20 protein-coding genes and 1 tRNA gene are annotated in these 21,529 nt (G+C 64.9%); 16 read left to right on the top strand and 5 right to left on the bottom strand.

Annotated features, from left to right (window positions below; all coding sequences use genetic code 11):
- Nucleotides 1-103 precede the first annotated feature (103 nt).
- From A7X65_RS17170 to A7X65_RS17160, 3 genes are all read left to right on the top strand, one after another.
- On the top strand, nt 104-595 hold the full coding sequence (locus tag A7X65_RS17170; RefSeq protein ID WP_063686739.1) for a hypothetical protein: 492 nt from the start codon (nt 104-106) through the stop codon (nt 593-595).
- A 209-nt stretch (nt 596-804) separates the two neighbouring features.
- On the top strand, nt 805-1,839 hold the full coding sequence (locus A7X65_RS17165) for a thermonuclease family protein (protein ID WP_063686737.1): 1,035 nt from the start codon (nt 805-807) through the stop codon (nt 1,837-1,839).
- Between the two features lie 178 nt (nt 1,840-2,017).
- Nucleotides 2,018-2,860, top strand: coding sequence for an enoyl-CoA hydratase-related protein (locus A7X65_RS17160; RefSeq protein WP_245323578.1), 843 nt, complete (start codon nt 2,018-2,020; stop codon nt 2,858-2,860).
- A 117-nt stretch (nt 2,861-2,977) separates the two neighbouring features.
- Here A7X65_RS17160 and A7X65_RS17155 read toward each other — a convergent pair whose 3' ends face one another.
- Both A7X65_RS17155 and A7X65_RS17150 read right to left on the bottom strand, forming a co-directional pair.
- Nucleotides 2,978-3,859 carry a PhzF family phenazine biosynthesis protein gene (locus A7X65_RS17155; protein WP_063686735.1) on the bottom strand — a complete coding sequence of 294 codons (882 nt, stop codon included), beginning with the start codon at nt 3,857-3,859 and terminating at the stop codon, nt 2,978-2,980.
- A 269-nt stretch (nt 3,860-4,128) separates the two neighbouring features.
- Nucleotides 4,129-4,205 (bottom strand) — tRNA-Met (locus A7X65_RS17150).
- Between the two features lie 312 nt (nt 4,206-4,517).
- On the opposite strand from A7X65_RS17150, the gene A7X65_RS17145 reads away from it, so the two are divergent.
- Together A7X65_RS17145 and A7X65_RS17140 are read left to right on the top strand one after the other, a co-directional pair.
- Nucleotides 4,518-5,975, top strand: a complete 1,458-nt coding sequence (locus A7X65_RS17145) for a coniferyl aldehyde dehydrogenase (RefSeq protein ID WP_063686733.1) — start codon at nt 4,518-4,520, stop codon at nt 5,973-5,975.
- 184 nt (nt 5,976-6,159) lie between these two features.
- Nucleotides 6,160-7,752 carry a GMC family oxidoreductase gene (locus tag A7X65_RS17140; RefSeq protein ID WP_063686731.1) on the top strand — a complete coding sequence of 531 codons (1,593 nt, stop codon included), beginning with the start codon at nt 6,160-6,162 and terminating at the stop codon, nt 7,750-7,752.
- A gap of 283 nt (nt 7,753-8,035) precedes the next feature.
- Here the strand turns inward: A7X65_RS17140 and A7X65_RS17135 are convergent, their stop codons facing one another.
- A complete protein-coding gene (locus tag A7X65_RS17135) occupies nt 8,036-8,797 on the bottom strand; it encodes an SDR family oxidoreductase (RefSeq protein WP_063686729.1) in 762 nt (253 codons plus the stop codon).
- A gap of 144 nt (nt 8,798-8,941) precedes the next feature.
- On the opposite strand from A7X65_RS17135, the gene A7X65_RS17130 reads away from it, so the two are divergent.
- The 3 genes from A7X65_RS17130 to A7X65_RS17120 all read left to right on the top strand — a co-directional run bounded on the left by A7X65_RS17130 (nt 8,942) and on the right by A7X65_RS17120 (nt 11,433).
- Nucleotides 8,942-9,454 (top strand): CvpA family protein, encoded by a 513-nt coding sequence (locus A7X65_RS17130; protein WP_063686727.1) that lies wholly within the window; start codon nt 8,942-8,944, stop codon nt 9,452-9,454.
- Between the two features lie 210 nt (nt 9,455-9,664).
- A complete protein-coding gene (locus A7X65_RS17125; protein WP_063686725.1) occupies nt 9,665-10,447 on the top strand; it encodes an SDR family oxidoreductase in 783 nt (260 codons plus the stop codon).
- Nucleotides 10,444-11,433: an NADPH:quinone reductase gene (locus tag A7X65_RS17120; RefSeq protein WP_063686710.1), complete on the top strand. Its 990-nt coding sequence runs from the start codon at nt 10,444-10,446 to the stop codon at nt 11,431-11,433. The genes A7X65_RS17125 and A7X65_RS17120 overlap by 4 nt, the downstream gene beginning before the upstream one ends.
- 4 nt (nt 11,434-11,437) lie before the next feature.
- Here A7X65_RS17120 and A7X65_RS17115 read toward each other — a convergent pair whose 3' ends face one another.
- Nucleotides 11,438-11,869, bottom strand: coding sequence for a DUF3775 domain-containing protein (locus A7X65_RS17115; protein ID WP_063686708.1), 432 nt, complete (start codon nt 11,867-11,869; stop codon nt 11,438-11,440).
- Between the two features lie 121 nt (nt 11,870-11,990).
- On the opposite strand from A7X65_RS17115, the gene A7X65_RS17110 reads away from it, so the two are divergent.
- From A7X65_RS17110 to A7X65_RS17075, 8 genes are all read left to right on the top strand, one after another.
- Nucleotides 11,991-12,839, top strand: coding sequence for an MBL fold metallo-hydrolase (locus A7X65_RS17110; protein ID WP_063686706.1), 849 nt, complete (start codon nt 11,991-11,993; stop codon nt 12,837-12,839).
- A gap of 245 nt (nt 12,840-13,084) precedes the next feature.
- On the top strand, nt 13,085-13,927 hold the full coding sequence (locus A7X65_RS17105) for a fumarylacetoacetate hydrolase family protein (RefSeq protein WP_063686704.1): 843 nt from the start codon (nt 13,085-13,087) through the stop codon (nt 13,925-13,927).
- A 181-nt stretch (nt 13,928-14,108) separates the two neighbouring features.
- Nucleotides 14,109-14,720, top strand: a complete 612-nt coding sequence (locus A7X65_RS17100; RefSeq protein WP_063686702.1) for a glutathione S-transferase family protein — start codon at nt 14,109-14,111, stop codon at nt 14,718-14,720.
- 100 nt (nt 14,721-14,820) lie between these two features.
- On the top strand, nt 14,821-15,690 hold the full coding sequence (locus A7X65_RS17095; protein WP_063686701.1) for an MBL fold metallo-hydrolase: 870 nt from the start codon (nt 14,821-14,823) through the stop codon (nt 15,688-15,690).
- 129 nt (nt 15,691-15,819) lie between these two features.
- Nucleotides 15,820-16,968, top strand: coding sequence for an alpha/beta hydrolase (locus A7X65_RS17090; RefSeq protein WP_063686699.1), 1,149 nt, complete (start codon nt 15,820-15,822; stop codon nt 16,966-16,968).
- Between the two features lie 67 nt (nt 16,969-17,035).
- Nucleotides 17,036-18,007 carry an iron exporter MbfA gene (gene mbfA, locus A7X65_RS17085; RefSeq protein WP_063686697.1) on the top strand — a complete coding sequence of 324 codons (972 nt, stop codon included), beginning with the start codon at nt 17,036-17,038 and terminating at the stop codon, nt 18,005-18,007.
- A gap of 301 nt (nt 18,008-18,308) precedes the next feature.
- Nucleotides 18,309-19,781 (top strand): amidase, encoded by a 1,473-nt coding sequence (locus A7X65_RS17080; RefSeq protein ID WP_063686695.1) that lies wholly within the window; start codon nt 18,309-18,311, stop codon nt 19,779-19,781.
- Nucleotides 19,782-19,921: 140 nt separating this feature from the next.
- A complete protein-coding gene (locus A7X65_RS17075; RefSeq protein WP_063686693.1) occupies nt 19,922-20,275 on the top strand; it encodes a nuclear transport factor 2 family protein in 354 nt (117 codons plus the stop codon).
- A 165-nt stretch (nt 20,276-20,440) separates the two neighbouring features.
- Here A7X65_RS17075 and A7X65_RS17070 read toward each other — a convergent pair whose 3' ends face one another.
- A complete protein-coding gene (locus A7X65_RS17070; protein ID WP_063686691.1) occupies nt 20,441-21,529 on the bottom strand; it encodes a Zn-dependent alcohol dehydrogenase in 1,089 nt (362 codons plus the stop codon).

The following is a 21,529-nucleotide window of genomic DNA, read 5'->3' as shown; positions in this document are numbered from 1 at the left end:
AGCGTGACTGCACACAACAAATTGTGTGATCGGTCGCGGCGTGCTGCACATTTCGGCAGCCAGCGTCAGGTTTTGACAAACAGACATATCGGGGAAAGAGGCGATGGCCGGACTTGTATATAGCGGCAAGGCATTTCGAGACTTGATGAACGCCAATTACTATCCCTTGGCGAACATGAAAAAGAGCGTCGCCAAGCTCAAGGCATCTGACGACATCGACCTGCCGACCCTGGAATACGGCCAGTACCATTTGATCCTGAACCCGCCTTCGACATGGCCGCAGGGCAGCGCCAAGTACTGGCACAAGGAAAAGGGCCGGGCCCGCGTCGATCTCAGCACCCAGCCGAACACGGTCCCGCTGTCCAAAGACGAGCCCGGCGTCATCCCGCTGACCCGGTGCGACCTGCTCGATGCTTGCGTCCGGAAATGCTTCAACTCCGAGCCGCCGATCCCGATGAAGACGAAGATCATCACCCACGCGGCGAGCGATGCCCTGGCCTACCGGCACGAGATCCGGCTGGAATGGGAGTACAAGAAGGGCTCGGACAAGCCGACGCTGCTCAATCTGACGATGGTCTGCCCGCACCGGTCCTGATTAGAAACATTCTGCTTCGTTGAACGAATCATCGACGCCCGCGCGCTCCCGCCGCGCGGGCGTTTTGTCTGCGCCGGCCGCTAGCGTGTCGCCCCCGGCCCACCCGCCGTCACGGGCCTGTCGCACGAAGATGATCCGCTGCCTTTCCGTGTGCGCGTGCCTCGCCTCATTCGACGGCGGCCGTCGCGCCCGTTGGACAGGAGCGGCCGATGCCCGTGGGACTGCTGGAGGTCGAAGGCACCATCGATGTCGGCCAGTTCTGGCCGGCGGGGCGTTCGGACGCCGACACCACGAAAGTGGTGGTGACCGTCGCGCCCGACGCGATCCGTTTCCGCAAGAACGACACCGCGCCGTTCCATCCGACCCGCGTCTTCGACAATGCCAGGGTCAAGGGCCGCACCTCGACGCCTCCGATCAAGAACGGCAAGCTCATCGTCCGGCTGCAGGGCATCGACGCGCCGGAGCTGCACTACATGCCGTCGCCGCTGTCGGCCGCCGAGAAGAAGGGGCTGACCGACGCGAAGAAGCAGGCCTACCACGAGGTCACCCATTCCTACCGGCAATTCCTCGGCGCCACCGCGACCAAGGCGCTGCATGATTTCCTCGGCAGCAGCGGAGCCACGCTGGCCTGCCGGGTGTTCACCCATGTCGATGCGCCGAACGAGGTGTTCGACACCTATGGGCGGCTGGTCGGCGACATCGAGGTGACGGCCGGCGGCGAAAAGGTCGACATCAACCACTGGCTGGTCGCGCAGGGCCTTGCCTATCCGACGTTCTACTCCTCGATGAACGAGGACGAGATCAGGGCGTTCCTCGCGCTGACCAAGACTGCGCGCGCCAAGAAGCTGCTGGTCTGGAAGCACCTCGCCAAGACCATCGGCGCCTTCGACTTCGACCTGCGCGAACCCAAGGTGGGCGAGACCGGCGTGCTCGCGACCGACAAGGGCCCGGTGCTCATGCCGAAGCTGTTCCGCCGCTACACCAACTGGTCGGCGCGCAAGAAGGCCAAGGTGACGAGCCAGAACTTCCAGAAATATTTGGGCGAAGGCTCCGGCGGCAAGCCCGACACCTGCTACGAGATCGACGACTTCCTGGCCAACGGCGTGCACTCGGCGACGCCGAGGAATTTTGCCGAGTTCGTCGAGGGCGGCAGGACGATCAAGTTTCAGCCGGAGGGGCTGGTGTTCGGCGAAGCGCCGTCGACGCTGGTGGGAGCGGACGGGAAGGTGATCAAGGAGTTTTGAGGGCGGCCCCCGATTGCCTGTCCACGCGACTTGGAACATGCGCATGGGGGCGAACCCCGGCAACCGTGCGTTTGCACAATGGACGCTCCATCCCGGAATACGCTCGACGACGCGCTGATACGTTGGCGTTTGTTTTCGGGCCGGCCGCGCTGCAGGCCCAAAATTCCGGAGACGGTCGATGACATCGCAAGCCGGCGAGACCGCGCAGTCCACGCGCATGGCCGACATTCCCTACGGTCCGCAGACGAAGATCACCATCGAGCGCAAGGGCCAGATCGTCCTGATCGGCATCAACAGGCCCTACATCGACAACCGGCTGGATCCGGACGCGACAGAGAGCCTGGCGAGAGCATACTACGACTACGATCGAGATCCTTCGCTCCGTGCGGCGGTCCTGTTCGGCCACGGCGACCGCTTCTCCAGAGGTGTCGATGTCGATGCCTACAAGGCGTTCGCTCAATCGGGAAAGACGCTGATGGAGGGGCCGGGCTTCATCGACCCACTCGGGCGAACGAAGCCAGCGCTCACCAAGCCTCTGGTCATCGCCGTGCATGGCGATACCTGGAATATGGCGCACGAGCTTTTCCTTGTCGCGGACATCCGCATAGCGTCGGAAGACACGGAGTTCGGTCAGGACGAGAACACGCACGGTCGCTTTCCCGGAGGCGGCTCAACGGTTCGTTTCCCCCGAGAGGCCGGATGGGGAAATGCCATGCGCTTCATTCTGACGGGCGACCATTGGGATGCGAGGGAAGCGCTCCGGATGGGAACGGTTCAGGACGTGGCGCCAAACCGGGATGCAGCCCTCGCAAAGGCCGTCGAGATCGCCAACAAGATCGCCGCATGCGCGCCGCTCGGAATCAAGACGTCGCTGGCCTCCTCCCATATAGCGCTTGACGATTCGCAGGCGGCGTTGGCCAAGCTCGACGAGCAATATCGTGCGCTGTATATGACAAGGGATTTCCAGGAAGGGCGTGATGCCCAGGCCCAAAAGCGTCGCCCCGTGTACGAGGGGCGGTGACTCTTCGCCAACGGCGCGCACTCGGCAACACCGAGGAATTTTGCCGAGTTCGTCGAAGGTGATTAGGGAGTTTTAAGCGGCAGACGGCGGGCGGTGGAGTCCGCCCTCCCTGTTCGCTCAGAGCTGCAAGACATGCGATTCTGCGCGCGCGACGGAGCCTCCGAGCAGGCAGCCGACAGGCCTGCTGTCGGCGAAGCCGAGACGCACCCGGATCTCGGACGAGGCCCCCATAGCCCGCCCCTGCGTGATGGTGATCCGCTCGCTGTTGCGTTCGACGAGAGCATTCTTCAGCAGTCCGAACGCGAGCGCCGCGGCGGCGATGCCGGTGGCAGCGTCCTCCGGGTAGCCTGACGATTTCGGAAACTGCCGCGCCTCGAAGCGCCGTTCGCCCTGATGAACCACAGCGTAGGGATAAAGTCCGGTGGACCCGATCCGCCCGCAGCACGCTTCGATCTGCGCGGGGTCCGGCACCAGCGCGTTGAGCTCGCGCTCCCCCTTCATCGGGATGAGCGTCTTCACCCGGGAGGTGACGGCGTTCTGCACGGGCAGGTCAAGCAAATCGCGGCGCGACAGCTTGAGCACTGACAGGACATCCTCCTCCTCGGCACGGGTCAGATCGACCACCTTGCCGACGGGCTGGCTGATCTCGACGGACGGCTCGCGCGAGTTTTCCCGATCGACGTAACCCGTCACCGCGCCGCTGCGTGTCTCGATGCGAACCTGTTCACCGGACAAGAGGCCCTTCGTCGCGAGCAGCCAGAGCGCGCCGATCGTTGCGTGACCGCACATCTCCATCTCGTGTCGCGGAACCCAGAAGCGGAAGACATAGTCGGAGTCGTGCCCGGGAGCCGGCAGGACGAAGCCCGACTCATGCCCAAACTGCCGGGCCACCGACTGCATTCCCTCAGCAGTAAGGTTCGAAGCGTCGACGACGATTGGACAAGGGTTGCCTCCACGCCCCATGTGCGTGAACACATTGACGAGTTCGATCTCGGTCATTGGATGGCTCGCTTCATGAAGATGCTGCAGCGTCGACGACAGGCTATCATGCGCATTGCGGGGACACGCACCCAACCGGGTATCCTTCCTGGCTGAGGCGGACATTTGGAATTGAACAGCGATATCGCTGAGTGTGCCACCATCCCAGGCGCCTTTTTTGGCGATACCGGAGTCCGGATCGCCATACCAGGCTCAGACAACGCCCCCCAAAACAAAAACGGCCCGCTACTAGCGGGCCGTTTTCGTATCGGAACCGGTCATTCCGAATTTGGTTGCGGGGATAGGATTTGAACCTATGACCTTCAGGTTATGAGCCTGACGAGCTACCGGGCTGCTCCACCCCGCGTTAAACCGTTGCTTTGCCTTCGTCGAAATGCCGGGGACGGTGGATGGTGGGCCGGCGCTGTTCGCGTGGCTTTCCGCTTCCGTCCCAAAGGCTTCCTTGGAAGGCAACCCCGGGCCAAAGCCCGTCGGGTGCGGGGCGTATGTATCAAGGCAGGCTGCCTTTGGAAAGGGCCGCGGGGACGTTTTTTTCGACTTTATGACAGGCAGATGGACCGGATTCCGGTCGATTTGCCGTAGACTTGCCAGAAGTTCCACAAAGCGCCAGCTTGCGGCAACAAACAGAGGCGAAACGCCGTTTTTGGGGAGTAACGCCATGGACCGAGCTCTGGACCAAACCTTGGACCGGTCCCTGACGAGCGCCCCGATTCGGGCGCTGCAGGATGGCTTCCACGCCATGGTCGCGCGGTCGCGGACCGATCCGGCGCCTGATTGCGCCGAACGGCTCGACCGGCTGGCGCGGCTGCGCAGCGTCGTCGCCGACAACGAAGAACGCTTCCGGCAGGCGATCTCGGCCGATTTCGGCCACCGCTCGGCGGTCGAGACCACCATCGCCGAAGCGATGATGGTCTACAGCGAGATCCGGCACGCGACAAAACACATGAAGGGCTGGATGGCGCCCCAGCGCATCGGCACCGCGCTGCAATTCCTTCCCGCGCGCAACCGGCTGATGCCGCAGCCGCTCGGCGTGGTCGGCATCATCGCGCCCTGGAATTATCCGCTGCAGCTGACGCTCGCACCCGCGATCGGCGCGATCGCCGCCGGCAACCGCGTCATCATCAAGCCGAGCGAGCTCGCGCCGCATTTCTCCGCGCTGCTGAAGGAGACGATTGCCGCACGGTTCGATGCGACCGAAATGCTGGTCACCGGCACCGAGGAGGACGTGGCAAAAGCCTTCGCGCACCTGCCCTTTGATCATCTCGTGTTCACCGGCTCGACCCGGGTCGGACGGCTGGTCGCGGAGGCCGCGGGACGCAACCTGACGCCCGTCACGCTCGAGCTCGGCGGCAAGTCGCCGGCGATCGTCGATGCATCCGCCGATCTCGAAGAAGCCGCCGAGCGCATCGCCTATGGCAAGCTGCTCAATGCCGGGCAGACCTGCATCGCGCCGGATTACGTGCTGGTGCCGGAAAACGCGTTGCAGTCCTTCGCCGAGAAGGTGCGCGCGCAGATGCGGCGCATGTTCGGCGCCGATCCCGCCAACAAGGACTACACCTCCATCATCTCCGACCGGCATTATGCGCGGCTGGAAAGCTTGGTCGCGGATGCCGCCCAGCGCGGCGCCAAAATCCTGCAGCCGGCGAAGGCGGACGATCCGAACTGGAAGGCGCACCGCAAATTTCCGCCGACGCTGATCGTCGGCGCCACCGAAGCGATGGCGGCGATGCAGGAGGAGATCTTCGGCCCCGTGCTGCCGGTGCTGGGCTATCGCGATGCGAACGAGGCGATCGCCTTCGTCAACCGCCGCGACCGGCCGCTCGCGCTGTACTGGTTCGGCAAGGACCGCACCGCGCGCGACGCAGTGCTGGCACGCACCATCTCCGGCGGCGTCACCGTCAACGACTGCCTGTTCCACTTCGCGCAAATCAACCAGCCGATGGGCGGCGTCGGCGCGTCCGGCACCGGCGTCTATCACGGCGAATGGGGTTTTCGCACGTTCAGCAAGCTGAAGCCGGTGTTCTATCGCTCGAAGTTCAACCGCCTCGCCGATCTCTATCCGCCCTATGGCGGCAAGATCGCGCGGCTGGAGAAGATGATGCGGTTCATGTCGTAGCCCGTCAACACCGTCACTGCCAGGGCAATGCAGATCCAGACCCTCATCCTGAGGAGCGCGCCAGCGGCGCGCGTCTCGAAGGGCGAGGCCATAGACCGGGCCTTCATCCTTCGAGACGCGCGTTCCGCGCTCCCCAGGATGAGGAGCTGAGACACAACAAGAAGCTTTCAAGGGGGAAACAATAGTGACTGACACGTTCGATTTCGTCGTCGTGGGCGCGGGCTCCGGCGGCTGCACCGTCGCGGGCCGGCTGTCGGAGGATGCGGCGACATCCGTGGCGCTGCTCGATGCGGGCGGACGGAACGACAATTGGCGGATCACCACGCCGTTCGGCCTCGCCTTGCCCTACAGCGCGGCCAACTGGGCCTTCGACACCGTGCCGCAGAAGGGATTGAACGGCCGCATCGGCTATCAGCCGCGCGGCAAGGGCCTCGGCGGCTCCTCGGCGATCAACGCCATGGTCTACATCCGCGGCAACAAATGGGACTACAACCACTGGGCCACGCTCGGCAATGCCGGCTGGTCGTATGCGGACGTGCTGCCCTATTTCAAGCGCTCGGAGAACAATTCCGATTTCGACGGCGCATATCACGGCAAGGGCGGGCCGCTGCATGTCAACAGGCTGCGCTCGGACAATCCGATCCATGACGTCTTCCATCAGGCCGCGCGCGAGGCCCAGTTCCGCATCCGCGAGGATTTCAACGAGGAGGACCACGAAGGGCTCGGCAGCTACCAGGTGACGCAACACAAGGGCGAGCGCTGGAGCGCGGCGCGGGCCTTTGTGCATCCCCACATCGACAAGCGCGCCAATTTGCGCGTCGAGACCGGCGCACATGCCACGAAGATCCTGTTCGAGGGAGGGCGCGCGGTCGGCGTCGAATATGTGCAGGGCAAGCAGACGAAGCAGCTTCGCGCGCGCCGCGAGGTGATCCTTGCCGGCGGCACCTTCCAGTCGCCACAGCTTTTGATGCTCTCGGGCATCGGCGATGGCGATGCCCTTGGCAAGCACGGCATCGGCGTCACGCATCATTTGCCGGGCGTCGGGCGCAATCTGCAGGACCATCCGGATTTCGTGTTCGTCTACGCCTCCGACTATCCGCACTTCGTTCACGCATCGCTTGGCCGGCTGCCGTCCCTGCTCCGCGCCATCCAGCGCTATCGGAAGGAGAGGCGCGGCCTGATGACCACCAATTTCGCCGAGTGCGGCGGCTTCCTGAAAACCAGGCCCGACCTCGACGTACCCGACATCCAGCTCCACTTCATCATCGCGATGCTCGACGACCACGGCCGCAAGAAGCACAAGGAGGCGGGTTTCTCATGCCATGTCTGCCTGCTCAGGCCGAAGAGCCGCGGCAGCGTCTGGCTGAAAAGTGCCGATCCGCTCGCCGCTCCCATGATCGATCCGAACTTCCTGGGCGAGGCGGAAGATCTCGAGACGATGGTCGCGGGCTTCAAGACCACGCGACGGCTGATGGAGACGCCTGCGATGCGCGCGCTGCAGAAGAAGGACATGTTCACGGCGAACGTGACAACGGACGACGACATCCGCGCCATCCTGCGCAATCGCGTCGACACGGTCTATCACCCCGTCGGCACTTGCAAGATGGGCACGGATGAAATGGCGGTGGTCGATCCGACGCTGAAGGTGCACGGCGTGGAGGGATTGCGGATCGTCGACGCCTCGATCATGCCGACGCTGATCGGCGGCAACACCAACGCGCCGACGATCATGATCGGGGAGAAGGCGGCGGATATGATCAAGGGGGGGATGCGGTAGTTTCTTCCCCCTCTCCCCGCTTGCGGGGTGAGGGGGAGTCTCCGCAGGGACGGTACAGGATATACGCCCGGTGCCGCCTCTCCTCCGTCATTGCGAGCGCAGCGAAGCAATCCAGAGTGTCTCCGGGGACAGATGCTGGATTGCTTCGCTGCGCTCGCAATGACGAGGCGGACGGAGTGGTGACAATGCCGACGACCTCGACTCGTGGAGGCTCCCCCTTACCCGGAATTTGCTCTCGCAAATTCCGGCCTCTCCCCGCACGCGGGGAGAGGCGAAGGCGCGCTCAATTCAACAAGAAACCGCCATCCACCGTCACCATACTCCCCGTCATGTACCGCGACGCCTGCGAGGCCAGCAGCAGGATGGCGCCGTCGAGATCGGACTCGGCGCCGACGCGGCGCTGGGGGATGCGCTTGGCGAGGCGCTCGCCTGCCGGCGTCGACCAGAAGGCGTGGTTCATCTCGGTGTCGATATAGCCGGGCGCGAGCGCGTTGATGCGGATGTTCTGCCCGGCAAGCTCCAGCGCCATCGCCCTGGTGGCCTGGATGATGCCGGCCTTGGAGATCGCGTAGGGCGACACCGCCTTCAGCACCCCCGTGCCGAGCACGGAGGCGATGTTGACGATGTTGCCCGATTGCTTGCGCGCGATCATGCGGCGGGCGATTTCGGTCGCGAGGAAATAGGCGCCCTTGAGATTGGCGCCGATCACGGCATCCCAATCGGCCTCGGTCTGCTCGGTCGCGAGCTTCTCGATGGCGATGCCTGCATTGTTGATCAGCACCGTGACGGGACCGAGCGCGGCTTCCGCGGCATCGACCGCCCTCGCGATCGAGGCGGTGTCGGTGACGTCGAGCGCGACCGCGGCGGCGCGGCCGCCCCTGCCGCGAATTTCTTCTTCGAGGCTCTTCAGTTTCTCCGTCTGCCGCGCGGCGAGCGCGACGGCCGCGCCATGCGCCGCCAGCACCCGGGCAAATTGCCGCCCCAGCCCCTGGCTTGCGCCCGTCACGAGGATGGTTTCTTTACTGACGTCGAATAGGTCTGACATGGCGATGTCCTTGGCGATTTCCCTGACGAATTCCTGGCGCGGAACCCTGCTCTTTTGCAGCCATCAATACAGACGATTTTAACGACCTGAAACCGGAATGATCGGTTCGGCGTTCATTCGTTCCATCGAGGCAGGCTTTCGCTCATGAACAGTTTCGATCTCGCCGTCTATGCCGCGCTCGCCATCGCGGTCTGGCTGGGTTTCAGGACCGGCCTGCTGCGCAGCGCGATGACCATCCTCGCCTATCTCCTCGCGGCGCCCATCGCCGTTGCGCTGATGCCGTTGATCGCCCCGCAGCTCGCCAGCAACCCGAACTCGCCGCTCTTACAGAACTGGATCTGGTTCTTCGGCATCTTCGTCGTCGTCGGCATGCTGTTCGGTCACATCGGCCGCATCGCGCTGAACGACACCATCGGTGAAGCCGGGATCGGCGACCGGCTCGGCGGCGCCGCGCTCGGCGCCGTCAGGGTCGGCCTCGTCGCGACCACGCTGGTGCTGGTGTTCGACCGGATCGTGCCCGCGAACCACCAGCCGCCCTTCCTGGCCGGTTCGCATCTGCGGCCGCTGTTCTCCACGGTCGGCCAGATGGGCTTCAAGTCGCTGCCGCCGGAGGCCGCGTCCGTGATCGACCGCCTCAAGCAGGAGCGGCGCATCTAGAGCGCGACGTAGTCGCGCTCTAGATTCTTGTTTGGGCATGATCCTTTTCGGAAAACCGCTACGCACTTTATCCGGATCATGCCTGCACATTTGCATCGCAACGCCGCCGCGCATGCATTTTGGTGCGAGCCCGTCCCTTATCAGCGGCGTCACTCTTGGCTAAGGTAGCCGCCGTCCAAAAACCTGCCTGCTATTTTCGGGAGTGAAACAGTGGATCTTGGGATCAAAGGTCGCCGCGCCATCGTCTGCGCATCCAGCAAGGGCCTCGGCCGCGCTTGCGCCATCTCGCTGGCCGAAGCCGGCGTCGACGTCACGCTGACGGCGCGCGGCGCCGAAGCGCTGAAGAAGACCGCCGACGAAATCCGCAAAGCCTATCCGGGCGTCAAGGTCACCGAGATCGTCGGCGACATCACGACGCCGGCAGGGCGCGAGGCCGTGCTGAAGGCCTGCCCCGAGCCGGACATCCTGATCAACAATGCCGGCGGTCCGCCGCCCGGCGATTTCCGCAACTGGACCCGCGACGACTGGATCAAGGCGATCGACGCCAACATGCTCACCCCGATCGAGCTGATCAAGGCGACCGTCGACGGCATGATGGCGCGCAAGTTCGGCCGCATCGTCAACATCACCTCGGCCGCGGTGAAGGCCCCGATCGACATCCTCGGCCTCTCCAACGGCGCCCGCGCCGGCCTCACCGGCTTCATCGCCGGCCTGTCGCGCAAGACGGTGATCAACAACGTCACCATCAACGGCCTGTTGCCGGGCCCGTTTGAGACCGACCGTTTGACCGGCACGGCGAAGGCCGAGGCCGACAAGCGCGGCACGACGCCGGAGCAGATCCTGGCCGAACGCGCCAAGCTCAACCCTGCGGGGCGCTTCGGCCAGCCCGACGAGTTCGGCTATGCCTGCGCCTTCCTGTGCGGCGCCAAGGCCGGCTTCATCACCGGCCAGAACATCCTGCTCGACGGCGGCGCGTTCCCCGGCACGTTGTGAGGGCGGTCTGGTACGAGCAAACGGGACCGGCCGTCGACGTCCTCACCTATGGTGAGGTGGCGACGCCGGTCGCGGGCCCGGGCGAAGTTCGCATTCGCCTGGAAGCCTCCGGCGTCAATCCGGCCGATGTCGGCCGGCGCGGCGGCTCCTACCGCGCGATGGAGTTTGCGCGCGTCATCCCGAACAGCGATGGCGCGGGCTTCGTCGACCAGATCGGCGACGGCGTGACGCGCTTTGAGATCGGCGACCGCGTCTGGCTGTTCAATGGCCAGCGCAACGGCCGCGCCTTCGGCACCGCGGCGGAATACATCGCGCTCGCCGAGCAGCTGGTGACGCCGCTGCCAGACAATCTCTCCTTCGCGCAGGGCGCAACGCTCGGCATCCCCGCGATGACCGCCTGGTGCGCGCTGTTTGCGGATGGGCCGATCGTCGGCAAGACCGTGCTCGTCACTGGCGGTGCCGGCGCCGTCGGCCACTACGCCGTGCAATTGGCGAAATGGGGCGGCGCGCAGGTGATCGCGACGGTCAGCTCGGCGATGAAGGGCGAGCAGGCGCGGCAGGCGGGCGCCGATCTCGTGATCAACTACAAGGACGAAGACGTCGTCGCCAGGGCGATGGCCTTCACCGGCGGCCGCGGCGTGGACCACGTCGTCGATGTCGATTTCGGCGGCAACATCGCGACGACGCTGAAGCTGATGGCGCTCAATTCCACCATCGCGGTCTACGCCACCAACGGCAACCGCACGCCCGAAGTCCCGATGCGCGAGCTGATGGAGAGATGCATCAACCTGCGGTCGCTGGTGCTGTTCGCGCTGCCGCCCGCGCTGCTTGCGGCAGCACAGGCCGACATCACGAAATGGCTGGCGGCCGGGCCGCGCATCCACAATGTCGCGGCGCAGTTCGCGCTGTCGGACACCGCGCAGGCCCATCTCGCTGTCGAGAAGGGCGACAAGCTCGGCACCGTGATCGTCGACTGCGCGCGGTAAGGAGCTAAGAAACCGGCGTGGTCCGCTCGTCGGACCAGTCGATGCCGAGCTCGTCCATGCCGTCGGCGAGCAGGTCGCCGAGCATCGGCTCGCCCAGCAGATATTGCACCGCCTCGCGCCGCGGCGCCTTGTACTCGGCGCGGGCCTCGGCCGCGCGGGCGCGCAGATCGTCCCACTCCTCCACCTCGCCGTCGCCGCGGCCAAGCCACATCAGCGTGACCAGGTCGAGCTGCTCGTCTTCATTCAGCGCATGGATGAAGCCGGCAAGCTCGGCCGCGACGGGATCGGACGAACTGTCTTGCAGCACGTCGATCTCGTCATCGTCGGCCGCATTGGAGCCGGAATCCGGATCCGAGGCGCCTTCCTTGACGTCGAATTCGCGCGCCTTCTCGATGATGAAGGCGACCTTGTCGGCGGAAATGGCAAGCTCTGGCATGACTCCCTCTCGGACTTTTCCGGGTTCCCCCGATAACGCGGCACTGCACCAGATGATCCATTGCGTTCCCAAGCGGAAGGCCGCATCTTTCGTGAAAGCAAGAAAATCTGGGGCGCGCCGCATGCAGTGGAAGATCGGGAAGGTCAGGATCACCAAGGTCGTGGAATTGGAGACGGTCGGCTCGACCCGCTTCATCCTGCCGCTGGCGGGCAACGAGGAAATCCGCAAGCTGCCCTGGCTGATCCCGCATTTCGCGACCGAAGAGGGCCGGCTGAAAATGTCGATCCATTCGCTGGTGGTGGAGACGCCGGACCGGCGCATCGTGGTCGATACCGGCCTCGGCAACGACAAGCAGGGCCGCAACGTCCCGACCTGGAATAACCGCACCACGCCGTTCCTGGAGACGATGACCGCAGCGGGCTTTGCGCCCGACAGCATCGACACCGTGCTGTGCACGCATCTCCATGTCGACCATGTCGGCTGGAATACGCGGCTGGCCGGCGGCAAATGGGTGCCGACCTTTCCGAACGCGCGTTACGTCTTCGGCCGCACCGAATACGACCACTGGCGCGATCATTCCACCGAACCGGACAAGGCCGCCGTGTTCGGCGATTCCGTGCAGCCGATCGTCGATGCCGGCAAGGCCGATCTGATCCCTAGCGATCACCGCCTGTCCGACGAGATCAGCATGATCCCGACCCCGGGCCACAGCCCCGGCCATATGAGCATCCTGATCAAATCCGACGGCGAGCAGGGCCTGCTCACTGGGGACGTCGCCCACCACCCCTGCCAGATGGCGCATCTGAACTGGTCCTCGACCGCGGATTCGGACCAGGCCCAGTCGGCGTCGACGCGGGCCGAGCTGTTCGGCCGCTTTGCCGACACGCCGACGCTAGTGATCGGCGGGCATTTCTCGGCCGGGCACATTAGGCGCGACGGGGATGCGTTCCGGTTTGTGGCGCTGGGCTAGATCTCGTGCCCCGGACGCTGCGCAGCACGAAGTGATGCGCTGCTGAGCCGGGGCCCATCTTGCCACAATCTGGGTCCCGGCTCTGCGCAGCAGCGTTTCACGCTGCAGCGCGTCCGGGACACGGCGACGACAGCCCGTCAAATTGAAGGGCTGCAATGCACCCCGTTTTGAGCGGTTGAATTTCCCGCCGCCCTGTTCCATGAAGCTATTTAACCGATCGGTCCATCTTTCAGGGAGAAACGAGAATGAAGCTTGTTCGTTATGGCGAAAAGGGTGCGGAAAAGCCCGGCCTGATCGACAAATCCGGCCAGTTGCGCGACCTGTCGGCGCATCTGAAGGACCTCACGGGCGAAGCCTATTCGCCGGAATCCCTGAAGAAGCTGGCCGCCATCGATCCGGCCTCGCTGCCCGCCGTCTCCGGCAAGCCGCGCTTCGGCGCACCCGTCACCGGCATCTCGAAATTCGTCGCCATCGGCCTCAACTACAGCGACCACGCCAAGGAAACCGGCGCTGCGATCCCGACCGAGCCGATCATCTTCATGAAGGCCAACACTTCGCTCTCCGGCCCGAACGATGCGGTCGAGAAGCCGCGCGGCTCGACCAAGCTCGACTGGGAAGTCGAGATCGCCGCGATCATCGGCACCCGCGCCAAATACGTCTCGGAAGCGGATGCGCTGAACTACGTCGCCGGCTATTGCGTCTGCAACGACGTCTCCGAGCGCAACTTCCAGACCGAGCGCCTGGGCCAGTGGACCAAGGGCAAGTCGCATGACACGTTCGGCCCGGTCGGACCGTGGCTCGCCACCAAGGACGAGATCAAGGACGTGCAGAACCTGTCGATGTGGCTCGACGTCAACGGCCAGCGCCGCCAGACCGGCTCGACCAAGACCATGATCTTCTCGATGGCCAAGTGCATCTCCTACGTCTCGCAGTTCATGACGCTGCTGCCGGGCGACATCATCACCACCGGCACCCCGCCCGGCGTCGGCCTCGGCATGAAGCCGCCGACCTTCCTCAATGTCGGCGACGTCGTGACGCTCGGCATCGAGGGTCTCGGCGAGCAGCGCCAGGAGATCATCGCGGCGTAAGGCTGCGACCCCCACACCACGTCATGCCCGGGCAAAAGCGCGGAGCGCGTCTTCGCTCAAGATGTCCCGGGCATCCACGTCTCACAGTCTGACCGCGTGGAAACGCGTGGATGGCCGGGTCAAGCCCGGCCATGACGAAGGAGACACCGTTCGCTCAAGATCGACCGCAGGGAATAGCCTCATGAAGCTCACCTTCTCCCCCGCCTCGCCCTTCGCCCGCAAGGTGCGCATCGCCGCGATCGAGCTCGGGCTGATCGACAAGATCGAGCTGACGCCGGCAACCGTCGCGCCGGGCACGACCAACGAGGACTATTCGAAGATCACGCCGCTGAAGAAGCTGCCGGTGCTGATCACCAATGACGGCGATGTGATCCTGGATTCCTACGTCATCGTCGAATATCTCAACGAGCTGGCCGGCGGCAGCTTGATCCCGGCTTACGGTCCGCGGCGCTGGAAGGCCAAGACCAACCACTCGCTGATCAACGGCATGCTCGATTCCATGCTGCTGTGCCGTTACGAGAAGATGGTGCGGCCGCAGGGCCTGCAATGGCAGGCCTGGTCGGACGACCACTGGAACAGGGCCTGGACCGGCATGGCGCGCTTCGAGAACATGCCGGAGGTGCTGAACGGCCCGTTCGACATCTCGCAGATCGGCCTCGTTTGCGTGCTCGGCTATGCCGACTTCCGCTTCGCCGATTGCGGCTGGCGCAAGGCGTATCCGAAACTCGACGCCTTCCATCAGAAGATGCTGGAGCGGCCCTCCGTGAAGATCTCGGTGCCGCCAGCGGCATAAGGCGCGATGATCGTCGCGCCTTATGGTTGTTTTTTGAGCATGATCTTCTCGGAAAACCGCTGAGCACTTTTCCGGATCATGCTGTACCGCAGGAGCTACCATGAGCCTGAAATACGCGGTCGGCGATCTCACCATCCATCGCGTCATCGAGCAGGAAACATCGTTCGTCCCGGCGCTGGAGATGCTGCCGGGACTGACGCCGGACGTGTTGGCGGAGAACCGGGCCTGGATGCGGCAGGCACGCGCGCTGGACGAGCAGGACGTCCTGATGCTGTGCTTCCAGTCCTATGTGGTGAAGACGCCGCACCACACCATTTTGATCGACAGCTGCATCGGCAACGACAAGCCGCGCCCCAATCGGCCGAAATGGAACATGAAGACCGATGACACCTATCTGCGCGCGCTGAACGCCGCGGGGTTTGGGGTCGGTGACATCGACTTCGTGATGTGCACGCATCTGCATGTCGATCACGTCGGCTGGAACACGCGGCTGGAGAACGGCCGCTGGGTGCCGACCTTCCCCAAGGCGCGCTACGTCTTCGCGAAGCAGGAATACGACCACTGGTTCGCCGAGAATGCGAAGACGGAGATTCCGCCCTTCGCCGACAGCGTATTGCCGGTGGTCGAGGCCAAGCGCCACGAGCTCGTCGGCAATGACCATCAGATCGGCGATCACGTCCGCATCCTGCCGACGCCGGGTCACACGCCGGGCCACGTCGCCTTCACGATGGGCCGCGGCAAGGACGACGCGGTGTTCTCCGGCGACCTCATGCATTCGCCGCTGCAGACGCTCTATCCGGAGCTGTCAATCAAGTTCGACGTCGATCCCGCAGCCGCCGCGAAAACGCGCCGCGGCTTTCTCGAGCGCTATTGCGACACCGACACGCTGTGCTGCACGGCGCATTTCCCCTCGCCCTCGGTCGGCAAGATCAAGCGCAAGGGCAACGCGTTCGTGTGTGAGTCGGTGTGACCAAGGCACCGCACCCGTAGGGTGGGCAAAGCGAAGCGTGCCCACGTTACCGGGCCGTTGCGAAGATTCGTGGGCACGGCGCTTCGCGCCTTTGCCCACCCTACGAGACCGCCCGTGTGGAGGGACATCATGACTGCACTCCCCGACATCCCCCTGCCCGCCGGAATCCGCTCGCGTCATGTCGACGGCATCAACGGCTTGCGCATGCATGTGCTGGAGGCCGGGTTCGAGACGCAGGGGCGCCCCTGCATCCTCCTGCTGCACGGCTTTCCCGAACTCGCCTTCTCCTGGCGCAAGGTGATGCCTACGCTCGCCGCGGCGGGCTACCACGTGATCGCACCGGATCAGCGCGGCTATGGCCGCACCACGGGATGGACCGCCGATTATGACGGCGACCTCGCGCCATTCTCGCTCCTCAACCTCGTGCGCGATGCGCTCGCTCTGGTGTCGGCGTTCGGCTACAGGCAGGTCGATCTCGCCGGGCATGATTTCGGCAGCCCGGTCGCGGCGTGGTGTGCGCTGATCCGGCCCGACGTGTTTCGTTCGGTAACGCTGATGAGCGCGCCTTTCGGAGGCGCGCCGCCGCTGCCCTTCAACACGGTCGACGCGCCTGCAAAGCCTCCGGCCGAGGACCCCGTTCATCGCGAGCTCGCCGCGCTGCCGCGTCCGCGCAAGCACTATCAATGGTACTACGCGACGCGTCCGGCCAACGCGGACATGCAGCATGCGCCGCAGGGCGTGCATGATTTCCTGCGTGCCTATTATCATCACAAGAGCGCGGACTGGACAGACAACAAGCCGTATCCGCTGAAGTCGTGGTCCGCGGGCGAGTTGGCGAAGCTGCCGACCTACTATGTGATGGACGCCGGCGAGACCATGGCCGAGACGGTGGCGAAGGAGATGCCTTCGCCCGCCGCGATCACCGCTAACCAATGGCTGCCGGACAGCGACCTTGCCTATTACAGCGCCGAATATGGCCGCACCGGATTCCAGGGCGGCCTGCAATGGTATCGCTACGGCACGTCGGGCACGCTCAACAGCGAGATGCAGCTGTTCTCGGGGCGCAGCATCGACGTTCCCTCATGCTTCATCTCGGGCAAGCAGGACTGGGGCACCTATCAGCGGCCCGGCGTGTTCGAGGCGATGCAGGGGCGCGGGTGCACGAAGATGCTCGGCTGCCATCTCGTCGACGGCGCCGGCCATTGGGTGCAGCAGGAGCAGCCGGCCGAGGTGAGCCGGTTGCTGCTCGACTTTCTCGAAAAGGCACGCAACGCCTGATTTGACCCGGGAACCCCGGCGCCCTATATAGTTTAGAATCATTCTAAACTAATGCAACAGGGCTGCCGTGAAGACTTTTGCCGAACTGACCGAGCGCGAGGTGCTGGCGGTCGCGATCTCCTCCGAGGAGGAGGACAGCCGCATCTACATGACTTTCGCCGAAGACCTCCGCGAGCGATATCCGGATACGGCCAAGATCTTCGAGGAGATGGCCGAGGAAGAGCGCGGCCACCGGCATCGGCTGCTGAAACTCTACGAGGAGCGTTTCGGCCAGCATCTGCCGCCGATCCGCCGCGAGGACGTCAAAGGCTTCCTGCGCCGCCGCCCGATCTGGCTGACCAAGAACCTGCCGCTCGACACCATCCGCAAAGAAGTCGAGACCATGGAGCTCGAAGCCGAGCGCTTCTACGCGCGCGCCGCCGAGCAGGCCAAGGACGTCGGCGTGCGCCGCCTGCTCGGCGATCTCGCCGAGGAGGAGAAGCATCACGAGAACCGCGCCGCCGCGCTCACCGACGAGATCCTGAAGCCCGACGTGCGCGCCGAGGAAGACCGTACGCGGCGGCGGATGTTCGTGCTGCAATATGTGCAGCCGGGCCTTGCCGGGTTGATGGACGGCTCGGTCTCCACGCTGGCCCCGCTGTTCGCGGCCGCTTTCGCCACGCACCAGAACTGGCAGACCTTTCTCGTCGGCCTCGCCGCCTCGATCGGCGCCGGCATCAGCATGGGCTTTGCGGAAGCCCTGTCCGACGACGGCTCGCTCACGGGGCGCGGCTCGCCCTGGCTGCGCGGCGTCACCTGCGGCGCGATGACGACGCTCGGCGGGCTCGGCCACACCGCGCCCTATCTGGTGCCGGACAGCTGGCCCAATGCGTTCTGGATCGCGACCGCGATCGCCTGCGTCGTCGTGTTCTTCGAATTGTGGGCGATCGCCTTCATCCGCTCGCGCTACATGGACACGCCGTTCCTCCAGGCCGTGTTCCAGATCGTGCTCGGCGGCGCCATCGTGCTGGCGGTGGGGATCATCATCGGGGCGGCGTAGGAGCGCTCTTCATTGTCGCCCAATTCTCTGGTGTCGTCCCGGCCTAGTGCGCACTGCGCACGGGGGCCGGGACCCATATCCACAGGATGTGGTTTGGCGATGACTCGGAGTTGCCAGTTCACGTCACAACCTCTCCCTGGGGTTATGGGTCCCGGCCTCCGCCGGGACGACGACGGAATGCGTGGCGCAGCTATTGCTGTCTCACTCGGCCCCGCGAACATATCAATCGCCATCAAACGCCGGTTGCGGCATTGCGCCAAACTGCGCATCATCTCTGGACAAGAAGAACAGGAGAAGCGCGGTGGCCAAATCGGAATGGAGCTTCAAGAGCGCGGTCGAGCTGTCGGCCGCGCTGGCGGCGAAGAAGGTCTCGTCGGTCGAGCTCACGCAGGACGCAATCGACCGCATCGAACGGCACGACGGCAAGGTCAACGCGATCTGCGTGCGGGATTTTGACCGCGCCCTGAGCGCTGCGCGCGCGGCAGATGCGGCCCTCGCCCGCGGCGAACGCAAGCCGCTGCTCGGCCTGCCCATGACGGTGAAGGAATCCTACAACGTCGCCGGCCTGCCGACCACCTGGGGCATTCCCGCGCAGAAGGACTTCGTCGCCAAGGAAGACGCGCTGCCGGTCACGCGCGTCAAGGACGCCGGCACCGTCATCGTCGGCAAGACCAACGTGCCGCTCGGGCTCGGCGACTGGCAGAGCTACAACGACATCTACGGCACCACCAACAACCCCTACGATCTCGGCCGCACGCCGGGCGGTTCCTCCGGCGGCTCGTCCGCGGCACTCGCCGCGGGCTACGGCCCGCTATCGATCGGCTCCGATATCGGCGGCTCGCTGCGCGTGCCGGCGTTCCATTGCGGCATCTATGCGCACAAGCCGACCTTCAACCTCGTCGCCATGCGCGGCCACACGCCGCCGCCGCTGCCGCCCTTGCCGTTCGAACGGGACCTCTCGGTGATCGGCCCGATGGCGCGCAGCGCCGCCGACCTTTCGCTGGTGCTGGACGTGATGGCCGGCCCCGATCCGATCGATGCGGGGCTGGCCTACCGACTCGAACTGCCGGCGGCGCGCCACACCGCGCTGAAGGATTTTCGCGTGCTGGTCATCGACACCGATCCGGTGCTCCCGACCGACAAGGTCGTGCGCGGCACCATCAACGCGCTCGCCGACAATCTCGCCAGATCGGGCGTGACGATCGCGCGCAGCTCTCCGCTGCTGCCGGATTTCGCGGCGTCCTCGCGGCTCTACATGCGCATGCTGATGTCGTTCCTGGGTGCGACCTTCGCGCCGGACGTCTACGCGGGCGCGAAGAAGGCGGCCGAAGCGCTGCCCGAGGGCGACAACAGCCTCGCCGCGGAACGGCTGCGCGGCATCGCACTCAGCCATCGCGACTGGCAGGCGGCGAACCACGGCCGCACCCGCCTGCGGGCGCAATGGCGCGAGCTGTTCAAGTCGTTCGACGCGGTGATCTGCCCTGTGATGCCGACGCCGGCCTATCCGCACGACCATGCGCCGGATCAGGAGAAGCGGCGGATCAGCATCGACGGCAAGGCGCACGTCTATACCGACCAGCTCGCCTGGCCCGGCATCGCGACGCTGCCCGGCCTGCCCTCGACCGCGATCCCGACCGGCTTCGCGCCGGACGGGCTCCCCGTGGGAGTCCAGATCGTCGGCCCGTGGCTGGAGGACCGCACGCCCTTGAGGCTGGCCGAGCTGATCGAGCGGGAGTACGGCGGGTTCGTGCCGCCCAGGATGTTTGACGATTAGGCAAGACCCTCATCCTGAGGAGGCCGCATCGCGGCCGTCTCGAAGGATGAAGGCCGAGATGCAGCAGCGGGGCCTCCATGGTTCGAGACGGCGCTAACGCGCCTCCTCACCATGAGGGACACAGAGGGAGAGGAAGCAAAATGAGCCAGGACCTCGAACAGCTCACCACGCTCAACGACGACTACGTCGCCTCGGTGCAGAACTGCGACGTCAAGCGCTTCGAGGAGATCCTGGCGCCGGAGTTCTACTGCTCCAACCCCGACAAGACGCTGGTCGACCGCACCGCCTTCCTGGAGCAGACGGCACGGCCGATCGCGATCCGCAATCTGCACGCCTACGACGTCATCATCCGCATCATCGGCGACTTCGCCATCATCCACGCGGCGACGAGCTACACCACGGCGGACGGCCAGCAGGCGACCGGGCGGTACACCGATTGCTGGGCGAAGCAGAACGGCAAATGGCTGGCGGTGTCGGCGCACGTGTCGCGGTGAGGGACGTGATGCGGTGAAGAAGGCACACCACCGCATCCCTCTCCGCTGTCATGCCCCGGCTTGACCGGGGCATCCAGTACTCCGCGGCGGCGGTTCGCTCACACAACTTCCGCCGCGGCGTACTGGATTGCCCGCCTTCGCGGGCGATGACACCTTTGTTGTGGCTCAGCTATCAAACACGATCACGCTGCGCAGCGTCTTGCCGGCTTTCATGTTGGCAAAACCCTCGTTGATCTCGGAGAGCTTCAGCTTGGCCGAGATCCAGTCTTCCAGATGCAGCCGGCCGCGCAGATAGAAGTCGACGAGCCGCGGCATATCCACGCGGAAGTGGTTCGAGCCCATCGACGAGCCCTGGATCCGGCGCTCCCTGAGAAAATCAAAACCGTGCAGCTCGATCTTCTGGCCGAACGGGATCATGCCGACGATGGTCGCGGTGCCGCCGGAGGTGAGCATGCCGAACGCCTGCTCGGCGGTCTCCTTGCGGCCGAGCACTTCGAAGGAATGATGCACGCCGCCATTGGTGAGATCGCGTACCTGCTTCACGACGTCGCCGTCGGCGGGATTGATGATGTCGGTGGCCCCCAGCTTGGTCGCGAGCTGGAGCTTGGCCGGATTGGTGTCGATGGCGATGATGCGGCCGGCACCCGCGATCTGCGCGCCGTTGATCGCGGCCATGCCGACGCCGCCGCAGCCGATCACCGCAACGGTCTCGCCCGCCGTCACCTTCGCCGTGTTCACCACCGCGCCATAGCCGGTGATGACGCCGCAGCCGATCAGCGCGGCGAGATCGAGCGGCATCTCCTTCCTGATTTTGACGATGGCGTTCTCGTGCACCAGCATCTGCTCGGCGAAGGAGGAAAGGTTGAGAAACTGGTGCAGCTTCTCCGACCTGTTCCACTGCATCCGGTTGGAGACGCCCGGCATCATTTTGACGGTCGTATCGGTGCAGAGCACGGTGCGGCCCGTGGTGCAATTGTCGCAGGTGCCGCAGAACACGGACAGGCAGGTGACGACGTGATCGCCCGGCTTCACATAGGTGACGTCGGAGCCGACCTGCTCGACCACGCCGGCGGATTCATGCCCGAGCACCGCGGGCAGCGGGTGCGGGTAGAGGCCTTCCATGAAATGCAGGTCGGAGTGGCAGAGGCCGGCAACCGCGGTGCGGATCAGCACCTCGCGCGGGCCGGGCTTCGGCAGGCTGACATCCTCGATGACCAGCGGCTTGTTGACTTCATGGAGGACGGCGGCCTTCAT

Origin of the sequence: Bradyrhizobium stylosanthis (assembly GCF_001641335.1) — a bacterium.
In the GTDB taxonomy this organism is placed as follows: Bacteria; Pseudomonadota; Alphaproteobacteria; order Rhizobiales; family Xanthobacteraceae; genus Bradyrhizobium; species Bradyrhizobium stylosanthis.
This window is presented reverse-complemented; position numbering and strand designations above follow the sequence as displayed.